The following is a 20,611-nucleotide window of genomic DNA, read 5'->3' on the forward strand; positions in this document are numbered from 1 at the left end:
TGGCGGACACTTCGCGGCGGATGGCCTGTCCCACGCTGAGGATGGATTCCTTGGCCATGCTTTCCGGCTCTGCGAGGCGCAGGGCAACCTCGGTCATGCCGCGGGCGACGATGCGCATTTCCTGCGCGCGCCAGATCATCATGGCCATGACGAAGAAGAAGATGACCGGGACGACGATGCCGATGCCGGCCAGAATCAGTGCAGGCGAATTCGCAATGGAGCCGAAGTCGGTGATCGTGGAGAGCTGGTCGCCGAAGGAAGACGCGAACAGGCTGCTGCCGACGCCGATCCACAGCACGCTAAGGGCGAGCGCACCCCAGAATGGTGTCGAGGACGGGCGGCGCTGAAGCGCGAAAATAAGGTTGCCGATATTGCGGCGGTCATCGTTGGCTGCAGGCGGGCGGCTGCCCGCGGCCGCCGCGCCGGCGCGATGCGCGCGCTTCGTCGCGGGAGGTCTTGGCGTCCTGTCCCTCGGGTGTTTCGGGGGCGGAGCGGGCCGCTGCGTCATCGCTTGCCGAAGCGCTGGCTGTTTCTGCCGCCACCTCGTCCGCGAATTCCGGTCCGCCAAAATCGAGCTTTAGGGGCCTCTTCGACAGCAGACAGAGCTGCTTCCGCCGGGTCTTTAACCTTCGGGGGATTTGCCATATTTGGATCGCCTCACGTCCGTACTCAATACACTTCGGTATTCTCGGCTGCCCGAGAGGTCTACCGAACGCTTTGACCCCGGAATCGACAGGAGGAAGCGACAGGCGCTTTCCTCAATCGATGCTTCCGTGGCCTGGCTCGTTGGGGGGCCGCCGCTGACCGCTGAGAGCATATTATGCCGAACAGCCTTTTCCCCACCTTGCCGCATCGCTTTACCTAATGGCACACTCTCTCCTAATGAACAAGAAACAGCAATGCTGTTAATGACCTAGGAACGGCTGACAATGTCGATTAAGAGCACTGAAGAAGGTCCTGGAAAAGCTGAAAAAGGGGCTGCGAAAGGACGGTCGAAAACGGTTGTGCCGACATCCGCGCAAAAACGCTGGTTGTCCAAAGGGCTGAATCAGCCGGGTGGAAAGCTGCCCCCTTTTCGATGACGCAGGACGCGAAGTTCCAGCCCGCACAATTCGCGCCTGTATTGCCGCAGGCTGGGCAGAGCCTTGGTTTTCCAACCCAATCAAGCCTGACTGGCTCGTCTGCAAGCTGACGACAAGTGGTGCAGCGGCGCTCGGAGCAACCGGAAAATCGAAAAAGAGTTAACGCCATTTCCTGCTCGCGCATGCCGATCGGGAAGGCAAAAGCCGCGCCGGCAAAGGAGTTTTGACCGGGGCTCCCCAAAAGCCGCCTAAATATGCGTTAACCAATTTTTCAGTTTTTTGGGGATGTTGCCGCCCGGCGACCCGTTCGCCACGGTCTTAACGAGTTGTTCGGCCATCGAGGGCCATGATGATTTTGTCATAACCGGCAAGTCCAGGGAGGAGGGCTGCTGGAACGAACGCTTTAAGCGAGGGCAACTCAATGGCCATGACTTCCACATCCCGGCAGCAGAGCCGGCTTCACTTCCAGGCTCCGATCGATCTCGTCCGGCTTGCCGCCAACACGTTGGGCAACCGGGATCTCGAAATCCAGGTTCTGCGCCTGTTCGTGACCCAAAGTACCGCGGCGATGAAGAGACTTTCGGAAGAAACGGACACCGGTGTTGTGCACGATCTGGTGCACACGCTGAAGGGCTCGGCCCGCGCCGTGGGCGCGAGCGCCGTTGCGGAGCGGTGCGAAGAACTTGAGCAGAGGCTGGATGCGGCCGGGGCGCCTGATTTGTCAGACTTGGTCCAGGCGGTGGACGAGGCGAATGGCTATATCGCCAACCTGCTGACGGACTGAGACGGAAACCGCGCTGCCGGACATAGACCGCATAGGCGTCGTTCCGGGCGCCGTTTCCGATGCCATTTTAGGCATTCGGCGGCTGGTATTTGTGCGGTTTCAATAATCAGAAACCTTGACGTTTGCCTGCGAACGTATATGTCGGGGCTGAGTTATCGTCTAACCCCTCCTGTAATTACCTGATCAGACGCGGATCATGCCGAAAATCACTTATATTGCTGCCGATGGCGCACAGACCGAGGTCGAAGCCGCCGAAGGCTCTACCGTCATGGAAAATGCCATCAAGAACATGGTTCAGGGCATCGAGGCCGAATGCGGCGGTGCCTGTGCCTGCGCGACCTGTCATGTCTATGTGGACGACGCCTGGACGGACAAGGTCGGCAAGCCGGAGCCGATGGAAGAGGACATGCTGGACTTTGCCTATGACGTGAAGCCGAATTCGCGCCTGTCCTGCCAGATCAAGGTGACCGGCGATCTGGATGGCCTGGTCGTCCACGTTCCCGAGCGCCAAGCCTGATCGGACGACATGAACCGGCCGGCGTTCCACCGGCGGCCGGTCGGATCTCATATTATAAAGCTAGCAGATCTTCCCGAGCCCGAATTGATGTCGGGTTACATGTAGATCGGCTTTTGAACCTCATTATGAATCGATAGCTGCATTCCGGGGCAATCACCTGATTGCTTTGCGAAGGCGCGTTGCCAGTCGCCGCGATCCGGCTGACGGCTGCAAATCCTGGCGTGCGTCTCTCGGCTGGACAGGTGCACCAAATCCCGGGTGCATGTTGCCCACCTGGCAGGACCCACATCTTCAGACCATCCGCGGCGTTTTTCGACGGCGCGTTGTGGACACCGGTCTCCCTTCCCGATCGGAGTTGACGGTCACCGTGTTCAATACGGTGATGGTCGCCTGCGCCTCCTCTAGTTCAACAGTCAGTGCTCCGGTCAGGGCGGCCGGTTCCTCCTGCCTTACAGTCAACAAACGTGGCGTTGGTAATCCTTTGTCTTTTGGTGTATTATTTAAAAAGACAACTTTCAGTATAAAATTTTTATTTATTTAGAATCATACATTTAAGCGAGTGGAGGGATAATCATGTACCTTTCCGACGAGACTATCGAAGCCGCACTGCTTTCCGGCTCTCATGAAAGCGAACTGCGCAAAGAGCTTGGGGGACGCGACCTATGAGGAACTGCGCGGTCTCGGTGCCGAGTTAGGTGCCGGCACTCCCGTCCCGGCCGCTCCCGCCGGTGTTTCACCGCAGGAAGTGTTCGGTTTGGGAAAGCCGCGGAAGGCAATTTATATCCTGCCAGGCATCATGGGATCGAAGCTCTCGGTCAAATCCGATCTTCGCGACAATCTCATCTGGTTCGATCCGGCTAGTATCGTCCTCGGTCAGGTCGACAAACTCAAATTCAGGCCCGGCAAGGACAATGTCTTTGCATCGGGCGTGTTCTGGGCGGCCTATGGCTGGCTGCGGCTGAAGTTGAGCGTTGCCGGATACAAGACCCGTTTCCTGCCTTTTGACTGGCGGTACCCCACCGTTGAACTCGGCGACGCCCTCTACAAGCAGATCGTGGCGGATGGCGACAGCGACGTCACGTTGATCGCCCATTCCATGGGGGGGCTCGTGGCCCGGCAGATCGCCAAGCTGGACGCGAGCACCAAAAAGATCAGCCGGGTCATAACGCTCGGCACGCCCAACAACGGTTCCTACTCGCCCGTGCAGGTGTTCCGGAACGTGCATTCGATGGTCACGAAGCTCGACAGGCTCGATCCTATCCACTCCGCTGAGGACATCATTCAGGACGTCCTGCGCGATTTCCCGGGGCTGGTGGAAATGATGGCCGGACCCGAAGCTGCGACCGGCGGAGAATTTTTTCGATCACGCGAACTGGCCCAACTCCGGAACGCGGCCGGTGCAGAAGGTGCGCTGGACGCCGCCCTTGAGGCGCATAACGACTTACCGCTTCCGGACGAACGTTTTCACCAGATCATCGGCATCGGCGAGGAAAACGATCGTCGCGGCTGAAAAGACGGGCAACGAATTGCAGTTCCGCTATTCGCTCGACGGCGATGGAACAGTGCCGCGCGATCTGGCGGAAATGGACGGCCTGCCGAAGACCTTCGTGGAGGAAAGCCATGGGGGACTGGTAAAGAACCGGTCGGTGCTGTCCACCCTGGAAAGGCTTCTGGAAGGCAAACCCCCCCGTACGCTCGCCGAGCGGGACAGGCATGTATCCAGTGTGCTCTTTGAAACCGTCGCCGTGGAGGTGGTGTCGGAGGAAAAACTGCGTGCGCGCCCCATGCCGCAGGTCGACGAAACGGCGGGCGTCCAGGATCTCGCCGAAGAGTTCCTCGGCGCGCCGAGCAGGCCTGCACCTGCAGCGGGTCGGGTCCTTTCAGTGGCTGCTGCCCCCGAAATTCGTATGATCGGCGGTTATCCGGCCAACCTCATCCTGCAAGCGACCGAGAACTGGGAAAAGGCCGCTCCGTTGCGCGAGAAGGGCCAAGCGGCGGTCGAAGACGGCAAAGCCTTCCAGGCGGAGAGCGATGTGCGCCGGCCGATTTACGCCAAGCGCAAGGTCAGTCAGCTGATCCAGATCGCAGCGGAAACAGCCGGGGTGGTTTCGATGCCTGCCTCGCTTGAACGCGTCGTGGCCATGGCGGAGCGCAACCCGGCCGAGGCGATCGACGCGCTGCTCAACGAACGCGTCCTCAACGAAGCCGAGGAATTCCTCTCCGTGCTGTTTGTGAAGCGCGCGGCGATCGTCAACAAGTCGGTCGGGCGTATCGTGGCGCGCGGAACGCGTCAGGGCTTCGGCACGGGTTTTCCTCGTCGCGCCGGGTGTGCTGATCACCAACCATCATGTCCTGGGCACAGCTTCGGATGCGCGGAACGCGGCGGTGCAATTCGACTACGAGCTGAACGCCCGCTACAGGCAGCTGAGTTCGGAGACGTTCGAGTTCCGGCCGGATGATCTCTTCTTCTCCGATCGGTCGCTCGATTTCGCGCTGGTCGCCGTTGCGGAAACCGGCCTGGACCAGGGTTATTCTCTGAACGACTACGGCTATCTGCCGCTCGATGAAAAGGTCGGCAAGATCCGGGCGGAAGCGCCGGTGAACATCATCCAGCATCCGCAGGCCGGCCTGAAGCAGGTGGTGTTCCGCAGCAGCAAGATCTTCCCGCTTCCGTCCGAACTGGATCCCGGCAATTCCTATTCCGGCAAGTCCATCGACATCGCCGCACATTACTCCGGAGACACCAAGCCCGGCTCCTCCGGCAGCCCCGTCTTCAACGACACCTGGGAAGTCGTTGCCCTGCATCACAGCGCCGTCGCCGAGATGGATGCGCAGGGAAAGATGCGTATGAAGGACGGCGACTTGAAGCTGCCTGCGGACATCCTCGACGGCGACGACATCAAATGGGTCGCAAACGAGGGCATTCGCGTTTCGAGGATCATGAGACACTTGCGCGGACTGGAAAAGGACGGCGTGTTCCGGGGACGCGAGCGGGAACTCGTTCAGCGGGTCTTAGCGGTCGGCGACAAGGCCACCTCGAATGGCGCGTTCAACAGGCCGATGCCGCGCCGGATATTCTCCGTCATCGCAGATCTCGACGCGCCCGAAGTTCAAGAGGAAGCGGTGCCGGTCGTCGAACCCGAGCGGGACACCCAGAGTTCTCGAGGTGAGCAAACCCCTGCACCAGGTTTTTCGGTGGTGCAGACGCCGGGCGGTGTCGCGATCACCGTGCCACTCACTGTCCAGTTGTCGCTTGGTCAGGCCGGTTTGCCGACGCTCTCAGCTGGGACCGGGGGAACGCCATCGCCTTCTTTATTCCTCGGTGGTCAGGGTGCCGTCAGTCCTGCAACTGAAGGCGAATTCGCCGAGGAACGGCGCTATGCCGTCTCCGATCTGGCCGACCGGACAGGATATGACGCGGATTTCCTAGGTGTCACGGTTCCTTTCCCCAGCCTTCGCGATACCGCCCCGGGACATCCGGCGCAGAGGCTCGACAATGGCAAGACCCTGCTTGACTACGATCACTACAGCGTCGTGATGAACGCTGACCGGCGCATGGCCTATGTCTCCGCCGGGAACCACGATCCCGCCGCGCCTTTCAAGCCCGCGCGCGGCAAGGAGCCCTGGAGCTTCGATCCAAGGCTTTCAGAAAGCGAGCAAGCGGGAGGTGAACTCTACAAGAACAACGATCTGGACCGGGGGCATTTGCTGCGCAGGGTCGACGGGTCCTGGGGGTTCGACAAACAGGCGGCCGTTCGCGCCGATCACGACACCTATTTCTGGACCAATATCACGCCACAGCACAAGGCCTTCAATCAGTCGAAACTCAAAGGGGTTTGGGGCGAGTTGGAAAACTCGGTCATGCGGCAGGCAACCGCAACGCAGACCCGGTTTTCCGTCTTCAACGGTCCGATTTTCGGCAAAAACGACAGATCTCATCGCGGAGTAAAGATCCCGGCCGGCTTCTGGAAACTCATCGCCTTCACGATAGACGGCCAGCTCCATGCGTTGGCGTTCCGTCTGGGGCAGGAAGAACTGCTCGTGGACATTCCGCTGGAAAGGATCCTGCCGGAGGAATTCGGCGTCTTCCAGATCCCGATCTCGGAGCTGGGCGTTCTCGTTCATATGGATTTCGGTCCGCTGGAGGCCGCGGACACGCTCTTGAAACGCCAGACCTCGCTGGAAAGCCTTGCGCCGGGACACCGTCAGATAGAGATCCGCCAACCCGGCAACATCGTCGTCTGAAGCCATCCGGGGTCGAGACTCTCGTCTCCCTCCGGAACGCTATTCCGCGGCCTGGGGCGCGGGCTGGCGGAACCAGAAGGCGACTTCATTGCCCGCGGATGGATTGTTCGGGATGATGCTGGCCAGGAACAGGCTGGCGCCGGCCATGGCCGCACCCGCCAGGAACACGGCGGCAGGCGAGTAAAGCCAGATGAAGCCGAAGACGACGGGAATGAAGACCGCGGCGATGTGGTTGATCGTGAAGGCGACGCCCGAGGTCGGTGCAATGTCGCCCGGATCGGCGATTTTCTGGAAGTAGGTCTTGATCGCGATCGCAATGGCAAAGAAGGCGTGGTCGACCACATAGAGCCCGGCCGCGACATTCTCATTGGTAACGAAGGCATAGCTCAGGAACACCACGATCAGGCCGACATATTCCAGCATCAAGGCCTTGCGCTCGCCGAAACGGACGATCAACTGGCCGATCTTGGGTGCCAGCGCCATGTTGAACAGGCCGTTCAGCAGGAATAGCCCTGCGACTTCGTGAACGTCATAGCCGAAGCGCTCGACCATGAGAAAGCCGGCGAACACCGTGAAGATCTGCCGGCGGGCGCCGGCCATGAAGGTCAGCGCATAAAACAGCCAGTAGCGCTTGCGCAGGATCAGTTTCTTGCGCTGGGGGAAGCCTTCCTTGAATTTCGGAAAGGCGACCAGCAGAAAAACCAGGACGACAAGTGTCAGGCTGCCGGAGACCAGGAAGACGCTGGTGAAGGACAGATCGAACATTTTCCAGCCGATGAAGATCAGGCCATAGGCGACAAGCTGGGCAAAGGCGCCAACGGCGATGATCTTGCCCATGCTGGCCGCCGCCGTGGCCTTGGGAAGCCATTGCAGGGACAGGGACTGGGCCATGGTCTCGTAGTAGTGGAACCCGAGCGACATGATCAGCGTGGTCGCATAGAACCCGATCTCGGTCGGAAAATAACCGGTGGCCGCAACGCCGAGGCCCAGGAACGCCAGCGAGATGTAGGCGACCGTCTGCTCGCGCATGATCAACAATAGGAAGATCGCGGCGAAGCTCAGGAAGCCGGGAATTTCCCGGATCGATTGCTGGATGCCGATTTCACGGCCGGTAAAGGCGAGTTCCTGAACGGCGAAATTGTTCATCAGGTTCCACCAGCCGGCAAAGGACAGCTGCATGGCACCTGCCATGATCATCAGGAGAACGGCCGGGGAGCGCCACCCGGTGAGGGCGGTGGGAGCGGCGCTGCGGGTGAAATAACTCATCTTCGCGGACCCAAATATATTACGTCAGGTTTGTTGACGTTTTAGGGTGTTCCGCTCTTGCGTGTTAGCGCTGTTTTGTCATCATATATCTTCAATTCGCCAAATAACGGTTTTCGGAGAGCCTCGTGCCGATACATCCTGAGCTTTCGCATTTCCCGAAGGAAAGGATCGCCGCAAAGATTATCGGGTTTGCCTCCTCGCAGCCGCGCGGTTCGGTGACCGAGTGGCATTCGCACGAAACGGCTCAGCTGTTTCATGTAGTCAAGGGATCGCTTGCGATCCGTACGGAACGCGGCACCTTTTTCGCACCACCGGAACGGGCGGTCTGGCTGCCGTCCCGGTTGCCCCATGAGACCCGGTACCTGTCCGACACCGAGATCCGCTATCTCTACATACAAAACGACGTGGCGATGGATCTGCCGCAGGAGCCTCAGGTGCTGCAGGTCACAAGGCTGCTGCGGGAGCTGATCCTGGAATTCATGTCCTATCCGCGTCGGGAAACGGCAGACGGGCCGGCGGCGCGGATCGGCGAGGTGATCCTGGATCAACTCAAGATGCTTCCGGTTTCGCCCCTGCAGCTGCCGATGCCGCAGGATGCGAAACTGCGGGCGCTGTGCGAGGGAATCGTGCGCTGCCCGGCCGATGTTCCAGCCCTTGCTGCCGCCGCAGCGGCTTGCGCCATGTCGGTGCGTTCGTTCGAACGGCGGATCCGGGACGAAACCAACATGAACTACCGGACCTGGTGCCGGCAGGTGAAGCTGTTCCGCGCGCTTGAGCTGCTGTCGGCCGGCCGGCCGGTTTCGGATGTGTCCCACAAGCTGGGCTATGAAGGGCCGAGTGCCTTTGTTTCGACGTTCAGGAAAGCTTTCGGGGTAACACCGGGCCGTTATTTTTCCGACAAGCTTCAAGATTGATCTGGCTCATGGCGCGCCGATAGGCAAAAATCCGAATATCAACGCATTCAAAACCTTGGGGTGGAATATGTTCAAGAAAATACTCCTGCCGATCGATCCGGCCGAAACCAGCTTTGCCGATGATGCATTGGCCAAAGCGGCACAGTTTGCCAAGGATTACGGCGCAAAGGTCCATTTGCTTGCCGTCTGTCCGGAAGTGCAGAGCTTCGTGGCAAGCCAGCTGCCGGAGGACTTTCAGGCGAAGGAAGTCGCTGAAACCCAGGCGATCCTCGATGGTGTCGTCGGCAAACTGGGACTGCCGAAAGAGGACGTCACTTCGGAAATCCGAGTCGGCACGGTCTATCACGAGGTGATCGAAGCGGCGAACGACAGCGGCTCCGACCTCGTCCTGCTGCACTCGCACAAGCCCGGTTTCGCGACCTATTTCATCGGCTCCAACGCTGCGCATATCGTGCGTCATGCGCCGTGTTCGGTGATGGTATTGCGGGACTGACAGCAAGCCGTGCTGCGTATAACGTGACTGCTATCCGTTTCGGGACATGAGGGCGGCGATCGCCACATAGCGGAACGGATAGTGCTCCGGTTTCTCCCGGAGCCTTTCTTTCGCACGGGTGTAGATCTGCGCAACAAGCCTGTCCAGATCCGGATGCTCGCTGAGAGCCATGCGAAGCACGGCCTCCGTAAAGGCGCGAAAAAAGTCGACATAGGACTGTGCGTACCGGTCCAGGTCGCCGTCCCGCTTGTAGGCTTCGACAAAGGCGACCGGCACTTCGTAGCTTTCCGCCCTGTTCAGCGTGAAGAGGTCCGAAATAGGCCCGGGCCGCCGCAGGGGCGCGACAAGTTCGTCGAGGTTGCGGAAATAGACCGGTTGATAATACCGGACATAGGTTTCCTGGTCGATGTCGCCGCTATCGACATGATCGAGTACCGCGTCGTTAAGCAGGTCGTAAATCCCGTCACAGGTGCGGGCCTCGTCGTTGCCGCCGAAAACCTGCAGCAAAACCTTGCCACCGGGGCGGAGTTCGGCGGCCCGGGCTTCCAGAAACGAGGCGACATCTGCCTCGGCGAGGGCAGAGAAGGTGCTCCGGTCCGCCGTGCTGACTGATCCTCGCGACCGGACGGGCCCCGGTCCGTTCGGCAGAATATAGTCCGGCAGGTTTTCAAGCGGTCGCTTAGACAGGAAACCGATTGCATTAAATGTGGTGGCAAGATCGAGCGACCCCGGCAGTAGAAGCTGATCGAACATGGACCCGGGCACGACCGAGGAATAGGCGGACGGATCGGCGTAGATCGACTGTCCGCCGGCGCGCAGGGTTCTCAAGAGGGTTGAAAAGTCGTTGGTCGGAAGGTCGCTGTGCACAGTTTGGACTGCGCAGTCGGTAACCTTGCGGAGGGAACTGATGGCGTGCCGCATCACCTGGATGGAATTGCCGCCTTCCGAACAGCCGAAATCCGCAAAAGCGACATTGGATGCATCCAGCAGTCCGGGGATCGTCGTTACTGCTTCGTCTAGCCAGGGAAGGATTGCGGCAATCGCCGCCATCTGGGGTTCGGAATTGGCGTTGTAGAAGCCGCCGCCGATCATTCCGGTGGTTGAACTGTGCGCAGCCATATTGCTGTCAGGTTTGCCGCCGCCGTCAATCATCGTGTCAGGTCCTCCGGTATTCGTCGCTTTTCGCCAGGTCGGAATACAGGGCGTGCCGGCTTATCTGGCGAGCTCCTTCATGGCCTCCGTGAGGCCTTCCACGGTCAGCGGATACATCCGGCTTTCCATCAGCTCATGCAGCATCTTGATGGAATGGGTATAGCCCCAATGCTCCTCGCGCACGGGATTGAGCCAGACGGCGCTCTTGTAAAGGTCGGTGACCCGCTTGATCCAGTCGCAGCCCGGTTCCTCGTTCCAGTGTTCCACCGAACCGCCGGCATAGGCGATCTCGTAGGGGCTCATGGACGCGTCGCCGACGAAGATTACCTTGTAGTCCGACGGGTATTTGTGGAGCACGTCCATGGTGTCGATGCGCTCGGCATGGCGGCGCTTGTTTTCCTTCCACACGTATTCGTAAAGGCAGTTGTGGAAGTAGAAATGCTCCATGACCTTGAATTCGGACCGTGCGGCGGAGAACAGCTCCTCGCAGACGCGGATATGATCGTCCATGGACCCGCCGATGTCGAAAAACAGGAGCACCTTGACCGCGTTGCGCCGTTCCGGGCGCATCCTCACGTCCAGAAGACCTTTATGGGCGGTTGAGCGGATGGTGTTGTCGAGATCCAGTTCTTCGGCTGCCCCGGTGCGGGCGAAATTGCGCAGGCGCTTGAGGGCGACCTGAATGTTGCGGGTGCCAAGCGCCAGGGTGTCGTCCAGGTCCTTGAACTCGCGCTTGTCCCAGACCTTGACCGCCCGCCGATGCCGGCTTTCCTTCTGGCCGATGCGCACGCCTTCGGGGTTGTAGCCATAGGCGCCGAAGGGAGAGGTGCCGGCGGTGCCGATCCATTTGCTGCCACCCTGGTGGCGCTTTTCCTGTTCCTTTAGCCGCTCGCGCAGGGTTTCCATCAGCTTCTCGAAGCCGCCGAGCGCTTCGATCTGCGCCTTCTCTTCTTCGGTAAGGTGCTTTTCGGCGAGCTTCTTCAGCCACTCTTCAGGGATTTCCCCGGCAGGGGCCTCGCTCAAGAGGTCGAGCCCCTTGAAGACATGACCGAAGACCCGATCGAAGCGATCCAGATTGCTTTCGTCCTTCACCAGGGCCGTGCGGGCGAGATAGTAGAAATCCTCGACCTTGCGTTCGGCAAGATCCAGTTCAAGGGCTTCCATCAGCGACAGATATTCGCGCAAGGAAACCGGAACGCCGGCGGATTTCAGCTCTGTGAAAAAGGTAATGAACATGAGGAGACGTTAGCGGGAAAGGGCGAAGCGGGGAAGAGGCCGGTTCGCCCTGCCGAGTCATTTTCCTTCGGATTTGAAAATCCCGACGATGACTCGAAACGGTGCGGTCAGACGCCAAGACATGGAAGACCGCATGGACTTCAACTCCAAAATCCTGGCTTCGAGTTGCCGTGCCTGGGCCTTTTTCTTGTCGTTCGTCTCCTGCAGTTTCGCTTCCAGCCTTCGGGCATTCTTTTTCAACGCACGAATGTCTTCGCATCTGAGAGCGTATTTTTTCTGCTGCCTTGAGAGTTCCTTGGCCAGCTTTTCCGCATCTTTTTCCCTGCGGCTAAGATCGTTCCGGTACTCACTCAAAGCCCTGTCGCGCTCGGTATCGAGGATCTGATTGAAGCACCTTGTCTGGAAATCCTGTCGTGCCTGGGGAGAAGCATACTTCTCCACCAGGCTTCTCGTCTCTTCAAGTCTCTCCTCAAGCGTCATCTTCCGGCGGATGGAATCGGGAAGCTTGATGCATTGGACCGAATACCGCGTATCGGCGGTGAGCCCTTCACGGCTGAGAAACTTCCGCCACATGTGAAGATCCGTCCAGATATCTTCCGGCGCCGGGCTCCAGCCCACGGGGAGCGCCCGATAGGCATCGAGCCTGTAGCCGGCGGAGGAGGGGCCGAAGAAATTCCACTTTTCCTTGAGCATCCTGTCCCGGATCGCCGGATCGCCAAGGGATCCGACATGGACCTTGACCCGACCGTCCGGACGAACATCCGCATGCAGGAGATTGCCGAAATCGCAGGTCTTCAAGAGCAGTTCGAGCTCTGACAGATGATTGGGCAGCCAGATGTCGTCATCTGCCAGATGTGCGACATAGGTCGACCGGGCGTCCTTCAGAGCCGTGTCCCTGTGGGCTTCCCCGTGCCGTTGTCCCTTCGGAAAAGGGTAGACCCGTATCCGGTCATCCCCGGCGGAATAGGTTTCCGCAAGCTTGACGGTTTCTTCCGGTGCACCGTCGCAGACGATGAACAGTTCGAAGTTCTGAACGGTTTGCCTCAAGGCGCTGTCAATGGCGAAGGGCAGCAGCAGGGGTGGACGGTTAACCGCCAGAATGATTGTGAACAGCGGCGCGGTCATGCCCAGCCGGCCATGGCGCGGGCTTCGGCGACGCGTTGGACCGTGACGGCGCCTTCCCGTGCCGATGATTTGGGGGGAGGACCGCCCTTTACGTGAGCGATGAATGCCTCCAGTTCAGCAAGGAGGGGCATCCTGGTGTCGACCTTGATTTCCTGCGGACCCGCGTCATCGCCGATTTTCGCAACAAGAACCCGGTCGTCATAGGAATCGGCAAGCTGTGCGACCGCGGTGCTGCCGATGACGACCACCGAGCGTTTGTTGCCCGGATGCAGGGCCGAAATTTCGCAGGTCACGGAGACGCCGGTCGTTTTGTCTTTCAAACGGACCGTCAGGTCCTCGCCTTCCAGATCCTTGTGCTGGACGAGAACCGTATCCAGTTCGGGAAGATAGCCCAGGATGTCCTGGGCGATTGAAAAATCGTGAGGAAGCAGGATCCAGGCGGCATCCACATCCTTGTGGGGATTGCCCCAACCGAGCCGGTAGGACCGCACAGCCCGGATATCGCCAAGAGCGCCCGATCCGGCCAGCTCCGACAGTTTCAAAATGCCCGGATGATACCGCCATTTGTCCATGACGAAGATCCGGTCCGGGATCTCCTCCGCAATCATCTGGGCCGAAACCGGATCGCAGGTGAGAGGCTTTTCGACAAAAATGGGTTTCCCGCGTCCCGTCAGGGGGGTGATGCATTGCGCATGGAGAATGGTCGGGGCAGCGACGACATAGCCGTCAATATCGGGCAAGCCGGACGCCTGCGTGCAGACACTTGCGGCACCTGCCTCCATGGCCGCCGCCCGGCTCTGTTCGCTCGGCACTGCGACGTGAACACGGGCGCCCAAGGCGCGAAGATCGCGAAAGATGAGCTTGCCCCAGCGTCCGAAGCCGACCAGACCTATTTCGAGCATATCATTCCCTATATCTGACAAATCATTCGCTCAGAACAAGTGCGTAAGGCTGGTTCGCGGGTCTTGTGTCAGCCGACGCTCTTGTGTCCTGAGAGGAATTTCTCGCACATCGTCGTGTAATTATCGGCGGTTTGATCTCGTTGGGAAAGCAGGGGAGACGTTGCCGGCCAGTCGAGATTGAGTTCCGGGCAGTCGAAACGACAACCGAGTTCGTCCGCAGGATTGAAATACTGAGAGACCGCGTAAAGGTGGATGGACGGCTGAAGATAATAAAAGCCGTGGCAGACGCCCGGAGGGATCAAGATTGCCCGCGACGGCTCGGTGCTCAGTTCAATCGTGCTCGACCTGCCATAGGTCGGGCTCTCGGGTCGGATATCATGAAGACCCAGAAGCATTACGCCGGAGAGCACGGTCAGATAGTCGTGATGGTCGACGTGCACATGGACGCCCCGAAGCGTATTCGCGCTGCTGTGGACGACATTCCATTGAATGGGCTGTGTTTCGTCTATCCATTCGTTGCGGTAAACTTCAACAAATATACCGCGATCATCTTTATGTTGGGTAAAATCTATTGATTTTACACCATCTATTACTATTTCTGGATGACACATAGCCGTTCTTTAGAATTATTCTGAATAATAAATTTCTCGAAAGCTTATTCCGAAGCTATAACAGGTATTTTTGAATTCACAACGCCTATCTTGAGACTTTTTACATTGGAATACTGTTTTATATATTCGGATTTCTTAAAGTAATAAATTGTTGAATCACTTGCAGGCAGACCCGAGAAATTGCCGGGAAGTCCGCTATTTTGAAAGTGAACTCATCAAGAATGGCGCGCCGAACACTGCCCGTTATATCTGGGCAGATCGGAAGCGCCTTTGGACCTGTGCCGCGCAGGGCGGTGCGTCACGTGTCGAAACACCGCCCCGGGGCAAAATGCTGTGTCGGCCTAAGCTTGGCCATCTCCATTGCGTCCGCCCTTGATGTCCGGATGGAGCGTCTTTCCCAGAATATGCGCATCCCGGTCGATTACGTGCTGGCTGGAGCCGACGATCAGGGGGTCGGCAACATTGACCACCCGACGGTCCTTGTCCGGATAGGGCAGGCAGCTCAGGAAATGCTCCATGCAGTTAAGGCGTGCGCGCTTCTTGTCATCCGACTTCACGATGGTCCAGGGGGCATCGGCCGTATCGGTGTAAAAGAACATGGCTTCCTTGGCTTCTGTGTAGTCGTCCCATTTGTCGAGGGAGGCCACGTCGATCGGCGACAGCTTCCACTGTTTCAGGGGGTCGGTCTTGCGTTGCTTGAAACGGCGCTTCTGCTCCTCGCGGGTAACCGAAAACCAGTATTTGAACATCAGGACGCCATCGCGGACCAGCATGCGCTCGAAATCCGGGCACTGGCGCATGAATTCCAGGTAGTCGTTCGGCTTGCAAAAGCCCATCACGCGTTCGACACCGGCCCGATTGTACCAGGAACGGTCGAACAGCACCATTTCTCCGGCAGACGGCAGATGTTCGATGTAGCGCTGGAAATACCATTGGTAGCGTTCGCGCTCGGTCGGTTTCTGCAATGCGACGACGCTCGCACCACGCGGGTTGAGATGCTCCATGAACCGCTTGATGGTTCCGCCCTTGCCGGCGGCATCCCGGCCCTCGAACAGGATGACGACCCGCTGCCCGGTTTCCTGGATCCACTTCTGGGCCTTCAAGAGTTCCGCCTGCAGCTTCGCCTTTTGCTTTTCATAGGCGGCGCGGCGCATCTTCGTCGAATAGGGATATTCTCCGGTTTCGAAGACATGGCGAATGGCTGCGGGATCATGGCGCATTTCCGCCAGATGGTGTCGAACCAAACCCGCGGTCGTAGAGGCTTCCGCATTTACATCTGTTTCGGCAGCCGCTTCGGTAGCCGGGACAGCTTTCACTGTCTTGCGTCTGGCCCTGGCCGGGGAAGCCTTGGCTTCTGTTGCGGTTTCCTTTGCGGTATTTGCGTCAAGTTGCTCAGATGCCATGTATCATGCTCCCCAATATGTCCGGAGAAGCCTTTAGCAAAAGAACGAAACCAAATCATTTACATGGATCAATGTTTGCTCCGATTTGGCGAAATATTTCACGTGTGAATAAGCCTACCGGTCTTCTTTCTCGGTAGTTTTGACTATTTCGCTCAGAAATTCCGTTACTGTCGGCCCGTTGGTATCGATGAACGGGGCTGGACGGCAGACGGCTATGGCGGCAATGCCGATGCGGGATGTCAAAAGGCCGTTGATGACACCTTCGCCCAGCCGCGCCGACAGGCGGGCAGCAAGACCGTGGCCGAGAACCTGCGAGGCAAGGCTGTCACCTGCCGCCATGCCGCCGGTGAGCGCCAGATGGGTGGCGATGTGCCGGGCCAGCCGCAGGAAGCCGAGCGTGCCGGGGCGGCCGCCGTAAAGGGCCGCGACCCGGCGGATGGTGCGCATGTTCTCGATCAGGACGGCAAGCAGGTCGATAACGGCGCGCGGGCTGACGGCTGTGACCAGAGAGACCCGCTTGGCACTGTTCATGACGATGCGTTTGGCTTCCAGATCGAGCGGACCCAGAAGATCGCGTTCGGCGAGCACGACCAGGTCGCGGCCGTCGATGATTTCGCGCATATGTCCGGTCAGCTCCTTGCGGCCGCGGGCCGTCTCCGGACGGTCCTGATAAAGCGCGATCAGCTCCTTCAGGTGATGACCGGCCGCGCGGGCATCATCCTCCTCCGCGGCCTTTGCGAGCGCGGCGCGCAGGTGGTCGATCTTGCCCAGGCGCAGGAGGCCGAGGAACTCTCGCAGGAGGAAACCGAGGAGGCCGAGGATTGCCAGGGCTGCGAGCCCGACACCCGTCCAGCCGAGCCACTCGGTCTTTGAAAACAGGTCCCGGATCAGCGCATCGACCGCGAGCCCGACAGCCAGGCTGACCAGGCCGCCGAAACCGATAGCGATCCATTTACCGAAGCCGAAAGTCGATTTCGGCGCGCTTGCGGTGGCCGGCAGGCGCGGGGTCTCGGTTTCCTCCTCGAGTGCGGCGATCAGCGCTTCGTCGTTGTCAGGCTGGTCGGCGGGATCTTCTGTCAGCCTGACGTTCCTGTCGTCCAGGCGAAAAGCGGTCGGCTTGCGCCCGGGACGCGGCGAGCCGGAGGATGTCGATGAATTGTCGGTCACGCGAGACGGTCTCCGAGAAGGAACTCAAGGGCCCGGTCGAGGCGGATGTGCGGCAGGGACAAGGTCAGGCCTTCTGCCGTGGTGTCGAGTTTGGGCGGCCGGAAACGCAGATACTGAAGGGTTGAATCAATCCCTTCATGTACTGGTTCAAAGAGAACCTGCCTTTGTGCATCAGGACCTTGAGAGCCTGATTCAGCTTTCGCAAAAACCGAGTCAGGATCTTCCGGCAAGTCCCCGGGAAACATGGCGATTTCCGTGTTGCCGTCGTAGCTTTCGCCGCTCACCGTTTCGCCGGGCAGGGGCGTACCCAGGATGGCGGGCAGTTCCTCGCCCCTGTGTTTGACCGTGGCTTCACGCGTTGCGCGAACCGCGGCCATGGCCAGTACCTCGACCTCCGCACCCTTGAAGCGGGCGTGTTCGATGCCACGCGCCACCAGCCGTTCCAGGATCGCCTCGAGCCGGTCGTGGTCCTCCCGGTGCAAATGATCGGCCTTGGTAGCGGCAAACAGGATCCGGTCGATGCGCCGGCTGAGGATAGACGCCAGCCAGCTTCTGCGGCCCGGCCGGAACGCCTTCAGGACCTCGCCGAGGGCGACTTCCAGATCGTTCATCGCCGACGGGCCGGCATTCAGTGCATGAAGGACATCAACCAGCACGATCTGTCGGTCCAAGCGCGCGAAATGCTCGCGGAAGAAGGGGCGGACGACATGGGATTTATAGGCCTCATACCGCCGCTCCATCATGGCGCGGAAGGTGCCGTTGCGGGCAGGCGGCGAGTCGGCGGGCATGTCGAGCGGCGCAAAGGTCAGCGCAGGCGATCCGTCCAGATCGCCGGGCATGAGAAATCGACCGGGCGGCAGCATGGACAAGGCATGGGCATCGTTCCGGCAGTCGGCAAGATAGCGCTTGAACGCCTCCGACAGCTTCTGCGCATCGGTTTCCCTTTCGGCTCCGTCCGGGTCCGTTTCGCCAAGCATCGAAAGCCATGGCCCGGCGATTTTTGCCCGGCCCGGTGCGCGGGCCAGGCGTAGCGCTTCGGCGGAAAATTCCGCATAGGACTTGGACAGGAGAGGCAGGTCCAGCAGCCATTCGCCGGGGTAGTCGATCAGGTCGAGATGCAGCTTGCCCCGGCCGAACTTGCGCGCGAAAAAAGACGCGCTTTCGAATTCGAGGGTCAGGCGCAATTCGGAAACCTGCCGGGTCGACTGGGGCCAGAGCCGCTGGTTGACGAGGGCTGCGACGTGGCTTTCGTAGTCGAACCTGGGAACCGCATCGTCCGGCTGGGGCTGAAGCGTCGCCCTGGAAAGGCGTCCTCCCGCCGCGGCCCGGAAGACGGGCAGCCGGCCCCCATGAATAAGGTTATGCACCAGCGCGGTGATGAAGACGGTCTTGCCGGAACGGGCGAGGCCCGTCACGCCGAGACGCAGGCTCGGAACGGCCAGGTCCCCCGCGGTGTCGGCGAGATTGGCCAGCGTCAGGCGGGCTTCTTCTGTGAGCGACTGAAGTCGTGTCAATGCAATATCTCCGCCGCAGATGTAGGCGTGCCCATGGCCGTTCGCAATCAGGCGAACGCGCAAATGCCCTTATTCGTCAGGAATTTCGAGGTCGCGGGGTTTGACAAAACGGTCGAGATGCCCGCTTTCCGGGCTCAGCTTCGCCCAGGTTTCGAGTTCGAAATCAAGAATGGCCAGGGCGCCGGTCGGAAATTTCATGCCCATGTCCTCAATCGCATCCTCCGGCCCGGAGCCGGCCAGGGACAGGGCGGTTTCTTCAGTCGCTGGATTGTGACCGATCAGCAAAAGCGTGCGGGCGGTGCCACCTTCCTTCCGCAGGATGGGAACGTAGGTGTTCTCGTTCTGATAATAGAGATCGGCCTGGACCCGGATCTCATACTCGCCGTCCAGAAAAGGCAGGAGATGAGCCAGTGTTTCGCGGGTTCTCTGCGCACTCGAACACAGGATCAGATCCGGCAGGAGGTCCTGGGCGGCGAAATAGGCGGCCATGGTATGGGCCGCTGCGCGACCGCGGGCATTTAACGGCCTGTCGATGTCGTCCTGGGAGGGATCCCCCCAATCCGACTTGGCATGTCTGAGCAGCATGAGGCGAAGCACGTGTGTCCTCCCATTGTCTGAGAGGAGAGTATGGGAAGCGCTTCAAAAGGGCCAGCGGGCCGGATCAAATTCAGTTCTGGCGGTTGAGTGTCTTGGTGAAGGCCGCCACCGCCGGGCCGACGACGGTTTCCTGGCCGGGCAGGGAATAGGTGAGCCACAAGGTGTAGTCGGCTTTCTTGCCCGAAAAGTGCCAGAGAGTTTCGCACTGGGTCGCCTGCGTCCAGTCCCGGGTCACGAACGAGATGCCGCTCTGGGCCACACCGGTCAGGGCAATCTCCCGAAAGCCGGCGGCCTTGTAGTTCTTCATGTATTTCCGTGCCTCGGTGGATCCGGTTCCCAAAAGATGCTGGCGAAGGACGGCCGTCATGCCGTCCTCGCCCGAATAGATGCATCCGGCCATCCGGTCGGAATCGGCTCCCAAGGCCTTGGACCGGAGGAAGCCGCCCACGACGTCGGGGCACCGCATGCCTGAAAAATGCCTCAGGCCCTCGAAGTCGCTGACCCAGCCGTCTTCGTCGTCCTGGGCTTTGACCGGGCCGGAGACGGCCGTCAGGACCATGCAGAGCGTCATTGCGGCGGCGGCAGCTGAAACCCGTGCCCGGAAAAACGGATTTCCCAACATGGCGGCCGCCTCTTCGTCAGGTGCGTTCCCGCCGCGCCATGAAGGCCAGGCGTTCGAACAGATGCACGTCCTGTTCGTTCTTCAATAGAGCGCCGTGAAGCGGGGGAATGAGCTTGCCGGTATCGCCCTGGCGCAGGGTCTCGGGGTCCACATCCTCGTTTAGCAGGAGCTTGATCCAGTCGATCAGTTCCGAGGTCGACGGTTTCTTTTTCAGCCCCGGCACATCGCGCACGTCGTAAAAGAGGGTCAAGGCCTCGCGCAGCAGGCGCTGCTTCAGACCGGGGAAATGCACCTCGACGATTTCCGTCATGGTTTCCCGGTCGGGGAACTTGATGAAGTGGAAGAAGCAACGGCGCAGAAAGGCGTCCGGCAGGTCTTTTTCGTTGTTGGAGGTGATGATCACGATCGGGCGCTGGCTGGCCTTCACGATCTCGCCGGTCTCGTAAACGAAGAACTCCATCCGATCGAGTTCCAAAAGCAGGTCGTTCGGAAACTCGATGTCGGCCTTGTCGATCTCGTCGATCAAAAGGACCGGGCGAACAGGCGCCGTGAAGGCCTCCCAGAGCTTGCCCTTGCGGATGTAATTGTTGATGTCCTTGACGCGCTCGTCGCCGAGTTGGCTGTCGCGCAGGCGGGAGACGGCGTCATATTCATAAAGGCCCTGCTGCGCCTTGGTGGTCGATTTCACATGCCACTCGATCAACGGCGCGCCAAGCGCCTGGGCGACCTGCTGGGCGAGCACGGTCTTTCCCGTTCCCGGCTCGCCCTTCACAAGCAGGGGGCGTTGAAGCGCGACGGCCGCATTCACGGCAACGCGCAGGTCTTCGGTGGCTATGTAGCTGTCGGTACCTTCAAAACGCATCAGCATGTCCATCATTGATTTGGTGTGGGAACAGTATGCGCCGGATGAAACCCGCGCAAGCAGGCCTTTTCAACAGGGGCGGAAGGTTCGTCGCATGGCCGGAATTGCCGCATCTGCCG

General features: G+C 59.7%; 19 protein-coding genes and 1 pseudogene. 7 read left to right on the top strand and 13 right to left on the bottom strand.

The window, feature by feature from the left end; all coding sequences use genetic code 11:
• Positions 1-508, bottom strand: a pseudogene (locus tag ABIN98_RS25125) (hypothetical protein); the annotation flags it as partial.
• Positions 509-1,509: 1,001 nt separating this feature from the next.
• Here ABIN98_RS25125 and ABIN98_RS25130 point away from each other — a divergent pair.
• The 5 genes from ABIN98_RS25130 (at position 1,510) to ABIN98_RS25150 (ending at position 6,628) form a co-directional block, all read left to right on the top strand.
• On the top strand, positions 1,510-1,866 hold the full coding sequence (locus ABIN98_RS25130) for an Hpt domain-containing protein (protein WP_346914331.1): 357 nt from the start codon (positions 1,510-1,512) through the stop codon (positions 1,864-1,866).
• A gap of 196 nt (positions 1,867-2,062) precedes the next feature.
• On the top strand, positions 2,063-2,383 hold the full coding sequence (locus ABIN98_RS25135; RefSeq protein WP_346914333.1) for a 2Fe-2S iron-sulfur cluster-binding protein: 321 nt from the start codon (positions 2,063-2,065) through the stop codon (positions 2,381-2,383).
• A gap of 622 nt (positions 2,384-3,005) precedes the next feature.
• Positions 3,006-3,893 carry an alpha/beta fold hydrolase gene (locus ABIN98_RS25140; RefSeq protein WP_346914335.1) on the top strand — a complete coding sequence of 296 codons (888 nt, stop codon included), beginning with the start codon at positions 3,006-3,008 and terminating at the stop codon, positions 3,891-3,893.
• Positions 3,781-4,842, top strand: coding sequence for a hypothetical protein (locus ABIN98_RS25145; RefSeq protein WP_346914337.1), 1,062 nt, complete (start codon positions 3,781-3,783; stop codon positions 4,840-4,842). Before ABIN98_RS25140 ends, ABIN98_RS25145 begins: the two co-directional genes overlap by 113 nt.
• Positions 4,736-6,628: a DNA/RNA non-specific endonuclease gene (locus ABIN98_RS25150; protein ID WP_346914527.1), complete on the top strand. Its 1,893-nt coding sequence runs from the start codon at positions 4,736-4,738 to the stop codon at positions 6,626-6,628. Before ABIN98_RS25145 ends, ABIN98_RS25150 begins: the two co-directional genes overlap by 107 nt.
• A 39-nt stretch (positions 6,629-6,667) precedes the next feature.
• On the opposite strand, the gene ABIN98_RS25155 is transcribed toward ABIN98_RS25150, so the two are convergent.
• On the bottom strand, positions 6,668-7,894 hold the full coding sequence (locus ABIN98_RS25155) for an MFS transporter (RefSeq protein ID WP_346914339.1): 1,227 nt from the start codon (positions 7,892-7,894) through the stop codon (positions 6,668-6,670).
• A 125-nt stretch (positions 7,895-8,019) separates the two neighbouring features.
• Between ABIN98_RS25155 and ABIN98_RS25160 the strand changes: the two genes are divergently transcribed.
• Entirely contained in the window at positions 8,020-8,808 is a 789-nt protein-coding gene (locus tag ABIN98_RS25160; RefSeq protein WP_346914341.1) for a helix-turn-helix transcriptional regulator, read from the top strand.
• A 67-nt stretch (positions 8,809-8,875) separates the two neighbouring features.
• On the top strand, positions 8,876-9,301 hold the full coding sequence (locus ABIN98_RS25165; protein WP_346914343.1) for a universal stress protein: 426 nt from the start codon (positions 8,876-8,878) through the stop codon (positions 9,299-9,301).
• 30 nt (positions 9,302-9,331) lie between these two features.
• On the opposite strand, the gene ABIN98_RS25170 is transcribed toward ABIN98_RS25165, so the two are convergent.
• From ABIN98_RS25170 to ABIN98_RS25220, 11 genes are all read right to left on the bottom strand, one after another.
• Positions 9,332-10,453: a hypothetical protein gene (locus tag ABIN98_RS25170; RefSeq protein ID WP_346914345.1), complete on the bottom strand. Its 1,122-nt coding sequence runs from the start codon at positions 10,451-10,453 to the stop codon at positions 9,332-9,334.
• A gap of 60 nt (positions 10,454-10,513) precedes the next feature.
• A complete protein-coding gene (locus ABIN98_RS25175; RefSeq protein WP_346914346.1) occupies positions 10,514-11,689 on the bottom strand; it encodes a VWA domain-containing protein in 1,176 nt (391 codons plus the stop codon).
• A 57-nt stretch (positions 11,690-11,746) separates the two neighbouring features.
• Complete coding sequence (locus tag ABIN98_RS25180; protein WP_346914348.1) at positions 11,747-12,814, bottom strand: glycosyltransferase; 1,068 nt, start codon at positions 12,812-12,814, stop codon at positions 11,747-11,749.
• A complete protein-coding gene (locus ABIN98_RS25185) occupies positions 12,811-13,716 on the bottom strand; it encodes a Gfo/Idh/MocA family oxidoreductase (RefSeq protein ID WP_346914350.1) in 906 nt (301 codons plus the stop codon). Before ABIN98_RS25185 ends, ABIN98_RS25180 begins: the two co-directional genes overlap by 4 nt.
• A 68-nt stretch (positions 13,717-13,784) precedes the next feature.
• Complete coding sequence (locus ABIN98_RS25190; RefSeq protein WP_346914352.1) at positions 13,785-14,327, bottom strand: dTDP-4-dehydrorhamnose 3,5-epimerase; 543 nt, start codon at positions 14,325-14,327, stop codon at positions 13,785-13,787.
• 341 nt (positions 14,328-14,668) lie between these two features.
• Positions 14,669-15,730, bottom strand: coding sequence for a polyphosphate kinase 2 (gene ppk2 / locus ABIN98_RS25195; RefSeq protein ID WP_346914354.1), 1,062 nt, complete (start codon positions 15,728-15,730; stop codon positions 14,669-14,671).
• 114 nt (positions 15,731-15,844) lie between these two features.
• On the bottom strand, positions 15,845-16,897 hold the full coding sequence (locus ABIN98_RS25200) for a TIGR01620 family protein (RefSeq protein WP_346914356.1): 1,053 nt from the start codon (positions 16,895-16,897) through the stop codon (positions 15,845-15,847).
• Positions 16,894-18,411 (bottom strand): YcjX family protein, encoded by a 1,518-nt coding sequence (locus ABIN98_RS25205; protein WP_346914358.1) that lies wholly within the window; start codon positions 18,409-18,411, stop codon positions 16,894-16,896. The genes ABIN98_RS25200 and ABIN98_RS25205 overlap by 4 nt, the downstream gene beginning before the upstream one ends.
• A gap of 69 nt (positions 18,412-18,480) precedes the next feature.
• Entirely contained in the window at positions 18,481-19,008 is a 528-nt protein-coding gene (locus tag ABIN98_RS25210) for a histidine phosphatase family protein (RefSeq protein WP_346914360.1), read from the bottom strand.
• 70 nt (positions 19,009-19,078) lie between these two features.
• On the bottom strand, positions 19,079-19,630 hold the full coding sequence (locus ABIN98_RS25215) for a hypothetical protein (RefSeq protein ID WP_346914362.1): 552 nt from the start codon (positions 19,628-19,630) through the stop codon (positions 19,079-19,081).
• 16 nt (positions 19,631-19,646) lie between these two features.
• Positions 19,647-20,492: a MoxR family ATPase gene (locus ABIN98_RS25220; protein ID WP_346914364.1), complete on the bottom strand. Its 846-nt coding sequence runs from the start codon at positions 20,490-20,492 to the stop codon at positions 19,647-19,649.
• Positions 20,493-20,611: the final 119 nt, after the last annotated feature.

Origin of the sequence: uncultured Roseibium sp. (assembly GCF_963675095.2) — a bacterium.
Classification (GTDB): Bacteria; Pseudomonadota; Alphaproteobacteria; order Rhizobiales; family Stappiaceae; genus Roseibium.

Bases quoted from the DNA above. Each gene is read 5' to 3' on its own strand.
- ABIN98_RS25215 (WP_346914362.1), bottom strand. From the start codon at position 19,630: ATGTTGGGAAATCCGTTTTTCCGGGCACGGGTTTCAGCTGCCGCCGCC.
- ABIN98_RS25170 (WP_346914345.1), bottom strand. From the start codon at position 10,453: ATGATTGACGGCGGCGGCAAACCTGACAGCAATATGGCTGCGCACAGT.
- ppk2 (WP_346914354.1), bottom strand. From the start codon at position 15,730: ATGGCATCTGAGCAACTTGACGCAAATACCGCAAAGGAAACCGCAACA.
- ABIN98_RS25155 (WP_346914339.1), bottom strand. From the start codon at position 7,894: ATGAGTTATTTCACCCGCAGCGCCGCTCCCACCGCCCTCACCGGGTGG.
- ABIN98_RS25130 (WP_346914331.1), top strand. From the start codon at position 1,510: ATGACTTCCACATCCCGGCAGCAGAGCCGGCTTCACTTCCAGGCTCCG.
- ABIN98_RS25135 (WP_346914333.1), top strand. From the start codon at position 2,063: ATGCCGAAAATCACTTATATTGCTGCCGATGGCGCACAGACCGAGGTC.
- ABIN98_RS25220 (WP_346914364.1), bottom strand. From the start codon at position 20,492: ATGCGTTTTGAAGGTACCGACAGCTACATAGCCACCGAAGACCTGCGC.
- ABIN98_RS25180 (WP_346914348.1), bottom strand. From the start codon at position 12,814: ATGACCGCGCCGCTGTTCACAATCATTCTGGCGGTTAACCGTCCACCC.
- ABIN98_RS25175 (WP_346914346.1), bottom strand. From the start codon at position 11,689: ATGTTCATTACCTTTTTCACAGAGCTGAAATCCGCCGGCGTTCCGGTT.
- ABIN98_RS25185 (WP_346914350.1), bottom strand. From the start codon at position 13,716: ATGCTCGAAATAGGTCTGGTCGGCTTCGGACGCTGGGGCAAGCTCATC.
- ABIN98_RS25165 (WP_346914343.1), top strand. From the start codon at position 8,876: ATGTTCAAGAAAATACTCCTGCCGATCGATCCGGCCGAAACCAGCTTT.
- ABIN98_RS25190 (WP_346914352.1), bottom strand. From the start codon at position 14,327: ATGTGTCATCCAGAAATAGTAATAGATGGTGTAAAATCAATAGATTTT.
- ABIN98_RS25140 (WP_346914335.1), top strand. From the start codon at position 3,006: ATGAAAGCGAACTGCGCAAAGAGCTTGGGGGACGCGACCTATGAGGAA.